The sequence below is a fragment of the Arthrobacter sp. FB24 genome, assembly GCF_000196235.1.
Lineage (GTDB): Bacteria > Actinomycetota > Actinomycetes > Actinomycetales > Micrococcaceae > Arthrobacter.
Genome location: NC_008541.1, coordinates 2,995,558 through 3,011,562, shown reverse-complemented (window position 1 = coordinate 3,011,562; position 16,005 = coordinate 2,995,558). Strand labels below are relative to the sequence as shown.

13 protein-coding genes are annotated in these 16,005 nt (G+C 61.7%); 6 read left to right on the top strand and 7 right to left on the bottom strand.

The genetic code is table 11. The annotated features are described in order from the left end of the window. Positions 1–18: 18 nt before the first annotated feature. The 6 genes from ARTH_RS13640 to ARTH_RS13615 form a co-directional block, all read right to left on the bottom strand. A complete protein-coding gene (locus tag ARTH_RS13640) occupies positions 19–1,965 on the bottom strand; it encodes a hypothetical protein (protein WP_043429894.1) in 1,947 nt (648 codons plus the stop codon). A gap of 133 nt (positions 1,966–2,098) precedes the next feature. Then, positions 2,099–2,998, bottom strand: a complete 900-nt coding sequence (locus ARTH_RS13635; RefSeq protein WP_011692526.1) for a glycosyltransferase — start codon at positions 2,996–2,998, stop codon at positions 2,099–2,101. A 12-nt stretch (positions 2,999–3,010) separates the two neighbouring features. After that, positions 3,011–4,105: an NAD-dependent epimerase/dehydratase family protein gene (locus ARTH_RS13630; protein ID WP_011692525.1), complete on the bottom strand. Its 1,095-nt coding sequence runs from the start codon at positions 4,103–4,105 to the stop codon at positions 3,011–3,013. A gap of 26 nt (positions 4,106–4,131) precedes the next feature. Beyond that, a complete protein-coding gene (locus tag ARTH_RS13625; RefSeq protein ID WP_011692524.1) occupies positions 4,132–5,019 on the bottom strand; it encodes a glycosyltransferase in 888 nt (295 codons plus the stop codon). A 1-nt stretch (position 5,020) separates the two neighbouring features. Next, entirely contained in the window at positions 5,021–5,464 is a 444-nt protein-coding gene (locus ARTH_RS13620) for a DUF2304 domain-containing protein (protein WP_011692523.1), read from the bottom strand. Positions 5,465–5,468: 4 nt separating this feature from the next. After that, positions 5,469–6,218 (bottom strand): glycosyltransferase family 2 protein, encoded by a 750-nt coding sequence (locus ARTH_RS13615; RefSeq protein ID WP_011692522.1) that lies wholly within the window; start codon positions 6,216–6,218, stop codon positions 5,469–5,471. Positions 6,219–6,367: 149 nt separating this feature from the next. On the opposite strand from ARTH_RS13615, the gene ARTH_RS13610 reads away from it, so the two are divergent. Genes ARTH_RS13610 through ARTH_RS13585 form a run of 6 tightly spaced genes read left to right on the top strand, consistent with a single transcriptional unit; the run spans position 6,368 to position 13,080 of the window. After that, a complete protein-coding gene (locus ARTH_RS13610) occupies positions 6,368–7,138 on the top strand; it encodes a glycosyltransferase family 2 protein (RefSeq protein ID WP_011692521.1) in 771 nt (256 codons plus the stop codon). 51 nt (positions 7,139–7,189) lie between these two features. Then, entirely contained in the window at positions 7,190–8,188 is a 999-nt protein-coding gene (rfbB, locus tag ARTH_RS13605; protein WP_011692520.1) for a dTDP-glucose 4,6-dehydratase, read from the top strand. Positions 8,189–8,191: 3 nt separating this feature from the next. Further along, complete coding sequence (locus tag ARTH_RS13600; protein WP_011692519.1) at positions 8,192–9,616, top strand: sugar nucleotide-binding protein; 1,425 nt, start codon at positions 8,192–8,194, stop codon at positions 9,614–9,616. An 11-nt stretch (positions 9,617–9,627) separates the two neighbouring features. Further along, a complete protein-coding gene (locus tag ARTH_RS13595) occupies positions 9,628–10,662 on the top strand; it encodes a glycosyltransferase (protein WP_011692518.1) in 1,035 nt (344 codons plus the stop codon). A gap of 19 nt (positions 10,663–10,681) precedes the next feature. Then, positions 10,682–11,800 (top strand): glycosyltransferase family 4 protein, encoded by a 1,119-nt coding sequence (locus ARTH_RS23550; protein ID WP_011692517.1) that lies wholly within the window; start codon positions 10,682–10,684, stop codon positions 11,798–11,800. Further along, positions 11,800–13,080 (top strand): oligosaccharide flippase family protein, encoded by a 1,281-nt coding sequence (locus ARTH_RS13585; RefSeq protein ID WP_011692516.1) that lies wholly within the window; start codon positions 11,800–11,802, stop codon positions 13,078–13,080. The genes ARTH_RS23550 and ARTH_RS13585 overlap by 1 nt, the downstream gene beginning before the upstream one ends. A 230-nt stretch (positions 13,081–13,310) precedes the next feature. Here ARTH_RS13585 and ARTH_RS13580 read toward each other — a convergent pair whose 3' ends face one another. Continuing rightward, on the bottom strand, positions 13,311–15,800 hold the full coding sequence (locus tag ARTH_RS13580; protein WP_011692515.1) for a lysozyme: 2,490 nt from the start codon (positions 15,798–15,800) through the stop codon (positions 13,311–13,313). Positions 15,801–16,005 lie beyond the last annotated feature (205 nt).

Genomic DNA, 16,005 nt, shown 5'->3' with positions numbered 1-16,005 from the left:
CTCGGAATCGTCATTCCGCTAGAAACCGGCCAGCCGTATCAGCCGCCCTTCGAGGCCCTTCAGGATCAGGTGTTGCCGGACAGTGTCGTAGAGCTCGGGATCCACGATCACTGAGACTGTTGGATCCTCCGCGAGGAGTCGGGCAATGATGTCCGGGGCGCGGCTGTAGTCCTTGTAGATTTCGCCGATCGCCGGGCTCAATGCCGTCGTCTTTGACGTGGAGTTTCCACGCAAGGTCCAGTGCCACCGGGCCGCAAGTACCCTGTCCATCGTGCCCTGGGCCACGACGTAGATGGTTTCTTCCGGTTGTGGCTGGCGTGCACTGGTCAGGAGCCGGGCAACGTATTCCGGCGTTGCTTGCAGCCGTGCTGCCTGTTTTTCCATTTCGGTTACCGCCCGCGCCGTTGGCGGAAGTCCGGCATCGGCCAGGACCGTCGCCGAGAAACCAAAGACCTGGGTTGCCGCCAGAGCAAGAACGCCCAAGGCTGCCGTCAGGGCCCTACCCGTTCCCGCGGTGGGCCCGGGAACGGGTAGTGGCAGGACGGAAGCCACTGCAGCCACCGCCACAGGCCATGCAAAAAGCAGCACGGCAATCAAGTACTTGTAGAAGTAGTAGGACACTGAGCCGCCCCTCGCACTTTGCGAGATGGCGAGCCAGAGACAGAGGCCGACGGGAATGACGAGCCCGAATGATGCCATTGCACTTCCACGCCGTTCGGCTCCGAGCGAGGGGTTCTCCGCCGGCATCGCGGCGTTGGCGAAGCCGAGGGCTATGGCGAGAGTGATGACAGCGATGGCAATCCCGAAGTCGGGAAGATCGATTCCTCCGGTGAGGCCGAGTATCTGCTGGCTCTGCTGTACCAGCGGGGACAGCTGGATTATCGGCAGCAGCACTCCGGCGGCCGTGAATGCCACCACGGCGATTGCCCGCCGCCACCAGACCCCGTCATAAGTCCCAGGCCGTCGAATTACACGCCAGAACGTGCCCACGCAGACCGCTGCAACCAGACTGATCAGCAACACCCAGTTATTGGCCACGCCGACGAGACCTGCGCCAACGGCAGCCAGTCCCCAGAGCGGGATCCTGCGCGTGAAGTTCAGTAGCGCCAGCACCGTGGCAGTGGCCAGACCGCAGGCAAAGTAAAAGTTGGCGAAGCCGTCATAGATGGGCAGCGAACCCGGACCGTAGATCCATGCGCTTGCAGCCACGGCGATGACCGGAACCATCGCCGCCGGCCGCCGCCGGACCCCGGGCAGGGCACATAGGCCGGCCATAACCAGCACAACCGTCGCGGCGCAGACAGCGGCCTGGAGATTCACGAAGGAAACCAACTCGGCGTCCAGCGAGCTGCCATCCGGCCGGCTAAGGTCCGCGAGCGTTGCAAGCAGGGCATGGAAGCCCTGCGGATACTCTGCGAACCCCCATGCTCCCCCGGAATGAGGAGGGGGAGTCGTCGGTATGACACCGCCGTGGCTGCGGATCATGAAATAAATGTTGAAGTGCGATTGGTAATCCCATTTGGATGTCATGATCGACAAGGCATCCTGGGGCAACCTGACCGACAGCATGGTCCCGAGTGAACTGGCGGCAAGCCCTCCGGCCAGGAACGGGACGGCATCGATCCACTTCACCCTCGGCATCAGGCGACGGAGTCTCGGCAGCACCGGCCTAGACGAAAGGACCCACCATGAAAGAAATCCGGCGGACAACGCCATCAGGAGAGTGCCGTGGTCGGTTCCCAGGATGCGCTGCGGGACCCACCACGTCAACGGCGCGAAGCCCGTCGCCAGCAGGCCATTCAAGAGCAGTCGCAGGGAGAGGGGCTTCGCGGTAGGAAGGAGAAGCAAGAGCACGGCTGCGAATAACAGGCCCAGGGTGCCGTCCAGCAGGCCGTTCAGGCGGAGAACAATAATCAACAGGGACGCTGCCGCAAAAGCGGCCGGTCCACGGAGTGACCGAATCATCGTTCGCCGCTTCTGGTGAGCGCTCCGCTCGTACTCCCGTGCGGCCCGGCGTAGAGGCGAAGGGTCCTGCTTCAAAGCTGGCCTCACGGACCCCCCCATCGTAGTTATTCCGCGTTCACCAGTATCGGTGAACTTAGCTGACGCTGCGCCTGCCGGCGCGCCCCGCCAGTCCGTCGACAACCCCGGCAACGGCGGAGGACAGTCGTTCTAAACGGCGCGGCGCCAGCAACGTCACGATCGCCAGGTGCCGGTAGTCTGCCAGGAAGCCTTTGACGGCCCACCACGGGTGTTGGCGCCCGTATTTTGCGGCCAGCAGGATGCGGTTCCTGAACAGGTAATAGTAGCGCCACGAGGCTGCGGTCCGTACCTTGATCGGCCGGCCCCGCAGGGCAAGGTCCGTACCGAAGATGCGGGCCTGCGTCATTGTTCCCAGCGAGTGGCCAAGAGCCGCCTGAGGGGCGATCACGGTCTTAAACCCGGCCGCCTGGGTCCGCAGGAAATATTCGGTGTCAACGCCGTCGATGAACAGATCGCTTTGGAACGGACCCAGTTCTTCGATGACAGGAACCGGCAGGAGCAGTCCCGATTGGATCGGCTCGCCCCCCAGCTGCACGCCGTTCACGATGCCGGCGCGCCGGGTCGGAAGCCCCCGGATGGAGGCGGGAGCGACCATGCCGACCCTGACTCCTGCCTGTTCAGCGGCACGTGCGGCCTCCTCAAGGGCGCTAACGTAGCCGCCCTCGAGCAGGCTGTCCTGATCCATGGTGAGGATAAAAGCCGGCCGGTTCCCAGAGGACAGTGCTACGGCAATGCCGGCGTTTAGCGCTGAAGCGATGCCAGAGTTTTCCGCGAGCCGCTCGACCGTGCAACCCAGGTCCTGGAGCTGGCGAAGGACCGGCGCAGGGTCCCGGGAACTACCGTCGTCAACAACCACCACGTGCCCGACCTGGGCAAGCAGCGCCGCCGCGTTGGACAGGACGTGCTCGTCGGCGTTGAACAGGCTGACGACCGCAGTGGTCGCGTTGGACGTCATTCGCTTGCCGGATCAGGCAGGCTTGACATCCGGCTGCGCGTCAATCCACGTGGCCAGTCGTTCGATTCCCTGGGCAAGGTTGTACTTCGGGGTCCATCCCAGCACCTTCTCGGCGGCCGTGATGTCAGCCCAGGCATGACGAACGTCGCCCTGCCTGTACTGGCCGGTGACGTGCGACGCAGGAGCTTTGTAGTGTTCGGCGATCAGCTTTGCAGCGGTGCCGATGGTCTGGAACTCGCCAGATCCGATGTCCATCGGTTCGGCCTGGACGGTGGTGGAGACCGCCCCGGCAACAATGGCCGACGCGACATCGTCGATCAGGATGAAGTCGCGGCGAACTTCGCCGTCCTCATAAAGGGGTATCGACTTGCCGCCCATGGCCATCCGGCAAAAGAGGCTCATGATGCCGGTGTACGGGTTGATCAGGGACTGGCCCGGACCATAGACATTCTGCAGGCGGAGGATCACGGTCTCCACGCCGTAGGACTTCGCCCATGCCTGGAGGACATTTTCCTGGGCGAGCTTCGTGGCACCGTAGACGCTCACGGGCGCCGGGAACGTCTCCGACGCCTTCATCGCGACGGGCGAGGCATCCGGGAAATCCCACTGTGCCTTGTCGAGGGTTTCGCTTGTCCGCTGACCGGGGTAAAAGACCCGGCCGTGAGCATCCTTCCAGGCGCCTTCGCCATACACGGCACGGCTGGAGGACAAGACGATCCGTCGGGGCAGCTTGCCGTGGCGGTTGAGGCCGTCGAGGAGCTGGGAGGTGCCGACGACATTGACGTGCGCGTGCCGGGTGGACTCCTCCAGAGACTGGCCGGTGCCGGTTTCCGCCGCCAGGTGGATAACGACGTCGGGAGTTACGTCCTGGAGGACGGTGTCCCAGGTCTTCGCTTCCGTCACATCCGCAACCACCAGTTCCGCTGCCGCGTTAAGCTGCTCGGGCCGCTGGCCCGTGGCATGAATCTGCGGGTGGAGATTGTCGACGACGACCACGCGGTCGAACTCATTGACCAGGGCATCGGAGATCGCACAGCCGATGAACCCGGCGCCGCCCGTGACCAGGACGGTACCTCCGGGACGGGTGGAAGATGAAGAGGAAGTCACTTGGGACCTTTCGTAGCGAACGGCGTTTACTTGCCGAAGGTGTGGCGGACCAGGGCCTTGACGGCGGGGGAGTTTTTGCTGAGCACTGCTTTGGGCAGCAGGGACGCCGCGTGCGCACGCGACGTGAACCTCAGCCGTGCGGACCGGGCGGCCCGGTTCCATCCCAGTTCCTCTGCCTGCGAGGCGGCAACGGCGAAATACTCCCGCTCGCCGGCGAACCGCGAGCCGTCCACCAGTTTGGTGGACGAGGCGCTGTTGGAGTGCCGGCGGTACTGGAAGCAGACGGTGGGCTCGATCAGGAGCTGGTCACCGTTGTAGATCATGTCCATGATCAGGGCGAGATCCTGGATGATGGGGAAGCCGTCCCGGAAGTCCACCTGGCGGATCTTGTCCGTCCGAAAGGCCAGTGACGGCCAGTAGAGCCAGTCACCGTGCATCAGGTTGGACGCAATGGCCTCGCCGGAGAGCAGTTGGCGCCCGCCGCCGCGGGGCTTGATCAGCTTCTGCTTCACGGTGTCCACGAGGGTGACCACCACCTGGCCGGCCTCGTCGATGACCTGGACGCCGGGCTGGATCAGGGCAGCATCGGGATACCGCTTGTGGGCCTCAAGGATAGTGGAGACGTAATTCGGCAGCAGGACGTCATCGCAGCCGAGGATCACTAGGACTTCCTGCGTGGCCATGGCCACGCAGGTCCGGTAGTTTTCGGTGATCCCGGCGTTCTGCTCCTTGCGGATGTACTTGACGCGAGGATCGCTGATTCCGGACATGAAGTCCCTGATTTCGTGGCCGGGGTAGGCATCGTCCACGACGGTGAGGAGCCAGTCATCGCTGTCCTGGGACAGGACACTGTTGACCGTTTCCTTCATGTATTCGGGATCGCCCCAGTAGGGGATGAAAATGTCCAGCGGCATATTAATCCGAACCTTTGGGTTGTGTATCTGGCTTCGCAGCGTGCGGGCCGGCGGTATCTGGCGTTGTTGCCAGCGAGTCGGGCGGTAGCGGTGAATCGGTGCTGCCCGCAGTGCTGAGGGCCTCCACCTGAACCCGCAGAATCGCCACTTCCTCCGCGAGGGTACGCGTCTCGTCTTCAACCACGGAGATTTCCCACGATAGATGGAGGCAGACGCCAAGCAGCATAAGGATGCTCATCGCGAAGAGCAGGTTGGAAGGAAGCTGCACGCCGACGTACTCCGCCACGATATTCAGCAGCCGGGGGAAGGCCGCCAATATGAGCGTGGCAACGCCAACAATCAGCCAGAGGACAGCGTACTTCTCCCGGAGTTTCTTCCGGCGGAGCATCTCGATAACCAGGCCAACAATGGCCAGGGCAAGCAGGAACGCGGCAATGTTTCCCATACTCTTAGGCTCCCGTTGCTTGCGGAGCCGGGACGGCCAGGTGGGACCGCTTCCTGGTCAGGGCGAACAACAGGGCAAACACCGATCTTCCGAGGTATATGGCGGCCTTGGCCGGATTGTGGCTGGGTTTTCCGCCTTGGCGGGCACGCATTTCCACGGGCACCTGCGTCACAGTGCACCCGGAGCGGATGGCCACCACAAGGGAATCGATGGTGTCACCGAGGTATTCGGCCGGGTAGTGGTCAAGGTATTGGTCCACGGCCCGCACGTTGGCTGCACGGAACCCGCTGGTCACGTCCGTGAGGCGCGTTTTGGCAAGCCCCGAAATCACCCTGGCCAGCAGCTGCATGGCCCACTTCCGCGGGCCTGTGACTTTGTAGTCCCCGCGGTCCGCGAAGCGCGCACCGATAGAGATGTCCGCATGGGCAAGCCCTGCAAGGACTTCGTCGATGCTTCGTGGATCGTGCTGGCCGTCGGAATCCACCTGGATCACCTGCCGGTAACCGCAGCGGCGCGCGTACTTGAAGCCCGCGCGCATAGCCCCGCCCACACCGAGGTTAAAAGGAAGATTGAGCACCGTGGCTCCAGCCTCGGCGGCAACGGCTGCAGTGTTGTCGGTGGACCCGTCGTTGACGACGAGGACGTCGTAACGGGAGTCTGTGTTCAGTACTTCCCGCACGGTATTGCCGACGGCTTCCGATTCATTCCAGGCAGGCATGATGACCAGAACGCGCGGATTGGGGGTGGATTCCATGGTGTCCAAACTATATCAATTCCATGATTCGGGTCGGCGGCGCGGCGCCGCGGGGGAGAGGCCCAAGCAGTACACCCTAAGATGGGACGGGCCCTCCGGACGTCAGCCGGCGAGCCCCGGAACTATCTCGCGCAGGCGGAAGGACCAGATTGAAAACAGATCCTACGGACGTCCCGGGCCCTGTAAGTGGCCGGGACACGAGGGCGAGCGTCTGCCTTGCCAGCTACCGCGGCGGGCGCTTCATCAAGGAGCAACTCGAGTCCGTCCTCGCCCAGCTCGGCCCGGACGATGAGCTGGTCATCGTGGACGACGCCTCGCCTGACGACACCGTCGAACAGATCAGGGGCTTCCACGACGGACGGATCCGCCTGATTGAAGCGGCCGTGAACCAGGGGTACGTCCGGTCATTCGAACAGGCGGTCCTGGCCTCGAAGGGGCAATACATATTGCTCGCCGACCAGGATGACGTCTGGGTGCCGGGGAGGCTGGAGCTGATGCTCGATGCCTTGCAGGCAACAAGGGTCGTGGCCTCCAACTTCGATGTGCTCGGGGGCGGGCCCCGTCCCAACATCCCGCGGCTCCGGGCCAAGGACAGCCGGCGTCACGCCGCAAACATCCTTGGAATCCTCGTGGGATACCGGGCCTATTACGGCTGCGGCATGGCTTTCCGGCGCGACATGCTGCCCGTCTTCACCCCCGTTCCCCGCTTCCTGAACGAGTCCCACGACCTGTGGCTGGCGATCTGCGGGAATCTGGCAGGCTCCATGCGGCATCTGGACGAGGCAACATTGCTGCGCAGGATCCATGACGACAACGCCACGCCCAGGAGCTGGCGCTCACTGTCCGTCATCCTTCGTGCGCGCGTCATGCTGCTCCGCTGCATCGGGCTGGCATGGCGCCGCGTTCGTCGCCTGTCCTGACACAAGCGCTGCTGATGAGAAACGGGAAGGCTCAGCCGGTAAGCTGGCTGAATGCAAAAACTCCTTGTCACCGGCGGTGCCGGCTTCATCGGTTCCAATTTTGTTCACTACGTTCTTGAGAACACTGATGATCACGTCACTGTTCTGGACAAGCTGACGTACGCAGGCAACCTGGAATCCCTGAGCGGGCTCCCGGAGGAGCGCTTCCGCTTCGTGCAGGGCGATATCTGCGACGCCGCACTGGTGGACACGCTCGTGGCCGATGCCGACGTCGTGGTCCACTACGCCGCCGAGTCGCACAACGATAACTCGCTGCATGACCCGCGGCCGTTCCTGGACACGAACATCATCGGCACCTACACGCTGATCGAGGCCGCCCGGAAGCACAACAAGCGCTTCCACCACATCTCCACCGACGAGGTCTACGGGGACCTGGAACTCGATGACCCGGAGCGGTTCACGGAAGAGACTCCGTACAACCCCTCGAGCCCGTACTCCTCCACGAAGGCCGGCTCTGACCTGCTGGTTCGCGCCTGGGTCCGTTCCTTCGGGCTGCAGGCGACCATCAGCAACTGCTCGAACAACTACGGCCCGTACCAGCACGTGGAGAAGTTCATCCCGCGCCAGATCACCAACGTGATCGACGGGATCCGGCCCAAGCTCTACGGCAAGGGCGAGAACGTCCGCGACTGGATCCACGCCAACGACCACTCCTCGGCCGTGCTGGCCATCATCGCCAAGGGAAAAATCGGCGAAACCTACCTGATCGGCGCGGACGGCGAGAAGAACAACAAGGACGTCGTGGAGCTCATCCTCAAGCACATGGGCCAGTCCCCGGACGCCTACGACCACGTCGTGGACCGCCCCGGCCATGACCTGCGCTACGCCATCGACTCCACCAAGCTCCGCAACGAGCTCGGCTGGGAACCGAAGTTCTCCAACTTCGACGCCGGCATCGAGGACACCATCGCCTGGTACCGCGAGAACGAAAACTGGTGGCGCCCGCAGAAAGCCCAGACCGAAGCGAAGTACAAGGAACAGGGCCAGTAGACGATGTCGATCGAGTTCTCCAAGAAGCTGACCGCGCACGAAACGCCGATCCCCGGCGTCGTCCTCTACGACCTCCCGGTCCACGGTGATAACCGTGGCTGGTTCAAGGAAAACTGGCAGCGGGAGAAGATGGTGGCCCTGGGGCTGCCGGACTTCCGTCCGGTGCAGAACAACATTTCGTTCAACGAGAAGGCCGGCACCACCCGCGGTATCCACGCCGAACCGTGGGACAAGTTCATCTCGGTGGCCACCGGTAAAATCTTCGGTGCCTGGGTGGACCTGCGCGAAGGTCCGTCCTTCGGGGCCGTCTTCACCGCTGAACTGGACCCCAGCCAGGCGATCTTCATTCCGCGCGGCGTGGGCAACGCCTTTCAGACCCTGGAAGACAACACGGCCTACACCTACCTGGTCAACGACCACTGGTCGGCGGACGCCCAGGGCCAATACACGTTCCTGAACCTCGCGGACGAGACGGCGGCGATCAGCTGGCCGGTGCCGCTGGAGGAAGCAGAACTGTCCGACAAGGACAAGGCGCACCCCCGCCTCGCGGACGTTGTGCCGATGCCGGCCAAGAAGATCCTGGTAGTAGGTGCCGACGGACAGCTGGGCAAGGCGCTGCGGGAACTGTACGACGGCGACGCAACAGTTGAGTTCGCCGGCCGGTCCGGCTTTGATCTGGGCAGCGAAGCGTCCTTCACGGAGCGGAACTGGAAGAACTACTCGACAATCATCAATGCCGCCGCATACACCGCGGTCGACACCGCGGAAACCGCGGAAGGCCGGGCAGCAGCCTGGGCTGTCAACGTTGCCGCGGTCGCAAGGCTGGCCCGCACCGCCGTCGAACATGGCCTCACCCTGGTGCACGTTTCCTCCGACTATGTCTTTGACGGTGTCCGCGAGAGCCACGACGAAACTGAACCCTTCACCCCGCTGGGTGTGTACGGGCAGACCAAGGCCGCCGGCGACGCCGTCGTCAGCGTGGTTCCCCGCCACTACATCGTGCGGACCAGCTGGGTCATCGGTGAGGGCAACAACTTCGTGCGGACCATGGCTTCCCTCGCCGGCCGCGGCATCGAGCCGTCCGTGGTCAACGACCAGATCGGCCGGCTCAGCTTCACCGAAGACATCGCGGCAGGCATCCAGCACCTCCTGGACTCCGGCGCGGACTACGGCACCTACAACCTGAGCAACGACGGCGAACCGCAGTCGTGGGCCGACATCGCCGCTGATGTCTACGAGCTCTCTGGACAGCCGAGGACTGCCGTCACCGGTGTGAGCACTGAGGAATACTTCAAGGGCAAGGCTGCCGCTCCCCGGCCGCTGAACAGCGTGCTGGATCTGACCAAGCTCAAGAACTCGGGCTTCAAACCGCGGGCTTCCCGGGACGTTCTGGAAACGTACCTCGGCCGGCGGGCCGCCGCGGAATAGCGGTCCGATCCATGCGCTTCGATTCGACGACGTTCGGTGTGGTCGCCCTCGCGGCGTACCAGCCGGACTGGGAGCTGTTCAGGACCCAGCTTCGGTCCATCCAGAACCAGACGCACTCGCAGTTCCAATGCCTCATTACGGCTGACGGGAGCTTCGCCGAAATACGTGACTTCGTGGACCGTGAACTCGGCGGTGACGAGCGGTTTCGGGTACTCGGCTTCGAGGAGAGGCTGGGTTTCTACGGCAACTTTGAACGTGTCCTTCAGCACGTGCCGGCCGAAGCGGCGTGGATCGCGTTGTCGGACCAGGACGACTCCTGGTATCCGTCGAAGCTTGAGGTGCTGCTGCCGCACCTTAACAACGTCAGTCTGGTAGCCGGACAGGCACGCGTTGTCCGGCTTCCCGGCAATGAGGTGGTGACTGAATCAACGCAACGGAAGAACGTTGATCTGGATGCCCTCCTTGCCCAGAACCAGGTGACCGGAAGCCTGTGCGTCTTCCGGCGGGAACTTCTGGACCTGGCGCTGCCCTTTCCCCGTTTGAACACGATCTCGCAGGTACACGACCATTGGCTGGCCGTCTGCGCCGAAGCCACCGGCGGTGCGCTCGTAGTTGACGACGTTGTCCAGGACTATGTCCAGCACGGCGGCAACGTCCTCGGTGAGGTCGGTGGCAGGAAGAGCATCGTCAAGTCCTTTGAGCATGTGACCGCACTGTCCAGAAAATTTCAGGGAAGCAGCAGCCCGCTCGCCATGCTCCGGACCGCCAACGACCTGAGCTTCGGGTGGCGCCGGGTCATGGCTGACGCCCTGCGGGAACGCGTACCTGCCGGCACTCCTGGTTTGGAAGGCGGGGTGGCCGCCTTCGAAACCGGCCACGGCTGGCTGCCCACCTCGCGAGCACTCGTTTCCGGCTTGCGCAGCGGCGACGTTGCCTTGCCGTGCTTCGTCGAGTTTGTGGCCGGCGTTCCGGTTGAACTCTTCACCAAGGGACGCGAAACGAGTCGCAGAAGGTCCTCCAAAGCCCGTTCCAGCCAAGTCTCTTAATTAGTGTCTCGGGAGTAATGTGTTTAGCAAGAAGCAGGATTCAAAATCGGCTATGCCTTCGGTCAGTCATAATCAACGGTCGAAAATAACCATAGTTCTGCCTGGTTTCAGTAAGTATCCAATTGGCGGCTACAAAGTAGTTTATTCATATGCAAATTTTTTGGCCGGGCAGGGTCACGATGTCGTTCTCTTGCATGCGTTGCTCCTAAAAGGTGCGCAGCATAAGGTGAAGGACTTCCGTCGACCAATCGCTTCAATCCTTTCAGGCCTGCGACCCCATAGAAAACCTGATTGGTTTGCTCTTGATGAACGCATCAAATGCCTGACCTTGCCGTTCCTCACTCCGAGTCTTGTTCCCCCCACAGACTATATCGTGGCAACGGAAGTGCAGACGGCAACATTGGTCGCTTCAGTCGTCGAGAAAACAAAGATTCCTGGTTCTTATTTTATCCAGCACTACGAAGACTGGTCGGCCACCCCGGATTTCATAGATGCAACTTGGAAACTCCCGCTTACCAAGATAGTTATCGCCCCATGGCTGGAAAAGCATATGCATCAACTCGGCGAGGACTGCAAACTTATTCCCAACGGAATCGACCCTGTCGAATTCCCATCCGGTCCGAGAGCTTCTGTCCGCGTTAACGACGTTTGCGCCATGGTGTCGGATGTGCCGTGGAAGAGGGCGGATCTCATCGTTAAGGTACTTAACGCTTTGGGCGAAAAATACCCAAATTTTCGTGCAGTAACGTTTGGCACCTGTGATCGGCCCGAATCACTGGGCGCACATGTCAAACATGTTAAGAACCCTTCCAAATCAGAAATTCGTGACTCATATCAATCGTCGAAGATTTACCTTTGCGCGAGCGACGCAGAAGGATGGCATCTTCCGCCCGCTGAGGCCATGTCCAGCGGTTGTGCCGTGGTGTCAACCGACATAGGAGGCGTCAGGGCTTATGCCGACGGAACAGCGCTCTTCTCGGCCGTGGGGGACGCTGTAGCCCTTCAACTCAATGTGGAGCGGCTCATGGAGGACGTAGAATTGTGCGACTCCTTGGCCACCCGAGGCATGGCAGCAATGCGTGAAAACACTCCAGCCAAAGCGGCCTCGCGCTTCGAAGCCGCTATTCTGGGCCGATAGTGACTTCGAAATCCAGGAACAAGGGATTACAGAAGTCTCCGCTCCTAAAGAGGCTGGCTGGATTCACGGTAATCCCGCTTGTGGGAACGGTGGCCCCGTTGTTCCTGCTTCCGATCGCAGCACGCGTTGGCGGCGTTGACGGGTGGTACAGCCTCTCCGTGGGCCAAGCGGTGGGAACCTTCGGCAGCATTGTCATTAGTTACGGCTGGAACGTCCTTGGTCCCGCGCTCGTGGCCACGGCAGAGTCTCAGTCGGATCGACGTCAACTGTGGGGCGAATCGCTACGGGAGCGCCTCTTGCTGGCGGCCGTAGTTGTTCCCGTCTGCGCTGTGACTTCCGGTTTCTTGGCGGGACCAGGCTTCGAAATATTCACCATGGCTATGGCAATTGCCTTCAGCCTTGGCGGGTTGACTCCTAACTGGTTTTTTGTCGGTGCGGGCGACCCGAAGAGCATTGCTTGGTTCGACATGCTGCCAAGGCTCGCTGCCACGTTGCTCACCGCGCTGGTCATATTCTTGACGCAGTCCCTGTGGTCTTATCCGATGTTGTGGATCCTTGCAACGGTGGCGGGTCTCGTTGCCGTTCAGCGCAGCCTCGGACATCCAAGAATATTCAGGGGATGGAACTGGAGCGAAACGTTGGCAGGACTCAGAAAAAGGCTCGGAGTGGCCCTGGTTGACGGACTGGGTGGCGTCTACATCTCAGCCCCGGTTCCCCTGGCCGGGGCCACTGGGACTGCCGCCGAGGCAGGAATTATAGCTTCTGCTGACAAACTTTATAGATTCGGACTGATCACCGTCACGACGCTTGGAAACACGCTCCAAGCATGGACACTGGATCGAACTGCACCGAACGCCACAAGGCGGCACGTAGGCGCAATTGTTGCCCATGCCGTTCTGGGTGTTGTTGGCATGGTGGCACTCGGCATCTTTGGCGAGTTTGCAACTTCGCTGCTCTTTGGTTCGGCTGTCAAAGCCACAGCTTCATCGATGTGGTTTTATGGGGGCGCCTTTCTTGCAGTCTCCTGCTCTACGCCATTGATCAGAAACCTGCTGGTCCCGGCTTTGAAAACCCGGTTCGTTCTCGCTGGTACCGCTATCGGTGCCATAACAGGCGTTTTTGCCATGTACTTTTTGGGCCTGGCTGCCGGCCCCGACGGCGTCGCGGCCGGATTCATGCTGAGCGAAGTGGCTCTGTTGATTATCATTAGCCCGGCAGCAATCCGTCATCTCTTGTCCTTGCGAAACAAGGAAAAGGCCTCAGGTTCCCACGCTCTGTAAGCCTGCTGGACGCGGCTTTCGAGGGGCGCGGGTATTACGAGGAACGGGACGGCTCCAGCCGTTTTTTCCGAATTTGCCAGACACGTTCCGCGCCGTCCGTTCCCCCGCCGGGCACCAGCGTCGTCGGTGGTGCGGAAAACAACTGCGGCGAGCACTGGCTTTCCGCTCGATGTCCGCTGGTCGGGCCTGACGGAAAGCGCAGGTCGTCACAGTCGATCTCTCGTGGAGCGTCAGTACGTTACGGACTGACACCCCAACAGCGAGTTTCCCGCTGTAAATGGTGATGCCGCAATTCCATAGGTGCAGACTTTGTATGTTCCGCGCAGGGAGATGGTTTTCTTTGACGTATAACCGTGGTCGCCGCTAATCTTCAGCATTTGATTGACGTCTGGACGGGGCTGGTTTGCCGTAACGGCAAAGCTCGTGAGGCTACCGTCGGGTGCCGTCACGTTAGTGTGGACGCTGAGGGATTCGCTAGGGACGTCTTGATCCACAGTCCAGCCGGCGGCAATCACCGAGGCAACGCCGTTCGCGGATTCGATTTTCACAGAGTCGAGGTAGCCGATGGGGCTGCCTCTGAATCCGGCGTCTATATATGTGCAGCCGAGGAGGGGATTGCCGGGGGAGACCGGGCTGAGGGCGATGGCGTAGGTGCACACTCGGTATTTGCCCGGCTGGCTGATCGCAAGGTCAGTTTCATAGCCGTGGTCGCCCGGCACGCCGAGCACCCGGTTTAGGTCAGGGCGGGGCTTTGACGCGATGATTTCGTGAACGGTGGTAGTGCCGTCGGGTGCCAGGACATAGGCGTGTACCCGGATCTGGGCGGAAGTATTTCCGTAGTCGATGGCCCACCCACGAACGTTCAGCGACGCCTGAGTGCTGGTCTTCTTGACGCTCACCGAATCCAGGGTGCCTACGGGCGTCGTGCCTGGTGCAATGTTGACGGACCTGCAGCCAAGTTCCGAATGGAGGTACAGGCCGATCGCATACACGCAGAGCTTGTAGTTTCCGGCTTTCTTGATGTCGATGCTGGTTTCGAAGCCGTGGTTGGAGCCGACGGAATATATCCGGTCCACGTCCGGTCGCGAGGTGTTGGCCGCGATCTTGTAGAGCGTGCTGCTTCCGTCCGGACCGTAGAGGTAGGCGTGGACTTCGGCGGTGACGGACGGCCGGCTCATGTCGACGGCCCAACCGCGTACTTTCAGTGATTCCTTGTCCGCAGACCGCTGTTCGGAAACTTCGTCCAGGCTGCCGATCGGCGGTTCGGCTCCGTCCACCGTGAGCGACTTGCAGCCTATGCCGGGGTTGATGAACTTGCCGATGGCGAAGACGCAGATGGTGTAGTTTCCGGAAATGTTGATACGAATTTGGTTGTCGAATCCGTGATAGTCGCCCAATCCCAGGACCTTGTTGACGTCGGGCCGGTAGGTTGTTGCCGGAAACTTATAGAGGGTCTTCGTGCCGTTTGGTGCCGTGACATAGGCGTGTACCTCGGTGGTAGCGCCGGGCAATGCCCGGTCCAAAGCCCAGCCTCGGATCCTCAGTGAGGTGGTAGTGCCGGTGCGCTCAATGCCTGCCGAATCGAAAGAGCCCTGGGGGCGTGTGCCCGTGAACAGCGCCAGCGAGGCGTAGTCGCCGTTCCAGACATTCGAATCCCCGGCATAAGGACCTGTGCTGCTGTACTGCCACATGCTGTAGGTGTCCCAGCTGGACGGAACCGGTCCGGCATCGTTTGTGGCTGAGCTCGGGTAAGCGGCGACCCACAGTGGGTAATCGCCGAAACCGGCTGCGTCCGCGGTGCACAGTTTCCACCACGAGGTGTTCGTATAAATCATGGGCAGCCGCCCGGTCATGGCCAGCATGGTGTTGCCGAAGTCACGCACCCAGCTGGTCAGCTGTGCCGGTGACATTCCATAGCACGTATTGCCGAAGTAGAACCCGTTGATGGTCCGACCCTCGTAAGGGTTGAATTCGAAGTCCAGGACGGGAGGCAGGGTGTATCCGTCAGGCGTCCAGCCGCCACCGTTCTGCACAAAGTAGCGGGCCTGGTCCGCCCCGGAGGACCAGTTCGGGATGGCGAAGTGGTAAGCGCCGCGGATCATTCCGACGTTCCGGGAGCCGTTGTACTGGGAGCTGTACGAAGGGTTGGTGTAGTAGTTGCCTTCGGATGCTTTGACGTAAGCGAACCGGGCTCCCATGTTCCATTGCTGCAGCCAGTCAACGGTTGACTGGTAGGCGCTGACGTCCAGTCCCTTCACGCCGAACGTCGGGGACCACGTGCCCTGGGTTTCGAGTGACTGCGTCGTCAGGGACTTGCTGCCCTGCAACAGTTTGGCGGAGCTTGTGACGCGCGCCGACCGCTGGCCCATCTCCGCACCGCCGGGACCGACAGCCTTCGCCATCGCTGCGCGGTCGGCGTCGGAGTTCGGGTCCGGAACCGCAGCAGCGGTGGGCGCCCCGACCGGTGCGGCGGATTCGGTAGTAACGGCAGCAGGGGCCGTCGATGCGTCCGCCGGAGCAGGGCCCGACGTCACCGGGGCCGCTGTTGCCGATGCCGGGGATGCGGATCCGGCAGAAGCAGTCGACGTTGCCGTCGGTTCCGGTTCAGCGGCGCTGGCCGGAAGCGCCAGCCCCGGACCCGCAAACAGGGCCACAGCCAGGAAAAGCGACCCCAGCCGGCTGCATCGCTTGGGTCGGGAGGGCTCTGAATTCCGCTTCATTTTTCGCTCCGGAATAGTGGCCTGCTCCCAGGAGCAGGCCACTAGGTCGCATCTACAGCTGAATCCCGCAGGACGAACTGAACTGTGAGATATGTCTGACTTAACGCGCCTACCATAACACCACTGTGCATGGAGCGACTAGTGATTCTGGTGTTACCAGTGTGAATCAAATTTGGCGGGCATTCCCCGCTTATCCACAGCTTTG

What these genes read in the sequence shown, in the direction of transcription:
- ARTH_RS13600 (WP_011692519.1), top strand. Translation starts at nt 8,192, where the DNA reads ATGTCGATCGAGTTCTCCAAGAAGCTGACCGCGCACGAAACGCCGATC.
- rfbB (WP_011692520.1), top strand. Translation starts at nt 7,190, where the DNA reads ATGCAAAAACTCCTTGTCACCGGCGGTGCCGGCTTCATCGGTTCCAAT.
- ARTH_RS13640 (WP_043429894.1), bottom strand. Translation starts at nt 1,965, where the DNA reads ATGATTCGGTCACTCCGTGGACCGGCCGCTTTTGCGGCAGCGTCCCTG.
- ARTH_RS13625 (WP_011692524.1), bottom strand. Translation starts at nt 5,019, where the DNA reads ATGCCGCTGGACATTTTCATCCCCTACTGGGGCGATCCCGAATACATG.
- ARTH_RS13580 (WP_011692515.1), bottom strand. Translation starts at nt 15,800, where the DNA reads ATGAAGCGGAATTCAGAGCCCTCCCGACCCAAGCGATGCAGCCGGCTG.
- ARTH_RS13615 (WP_011692522.1), bottom strand. Translation starts at nt 6,218, where the DNA reads ATGGAATCCACCCCCAATCCGCGCGTTCTGGTCATCATGCCTGCCTGG.
- ARTH_RS13620 (WP_011692523.1), bottom strand. Translation starts at nt 5,464, where the DNA reads ATGGGAAACATTGCCGCGTTCCTGCTTGCCCTGGCCATTGTTGGCCTG.
- ARTH_RS13635 (WP_011692526.1), bottom strand. Translation starts at nt 2,998, where the DNA reads ATGACGTCCAACGCGACCACTGCGGTCGTCAGCCTGTTCAACGCCGAC.
- ARTH_RS13595 (WP_011692518.1), top strand. Translation starts at nt 9,628, where the DNA reads ATGCGCTTCGATTCGACGACGTTCGGTGTGGTCGCCCTCGCGGCGTAC.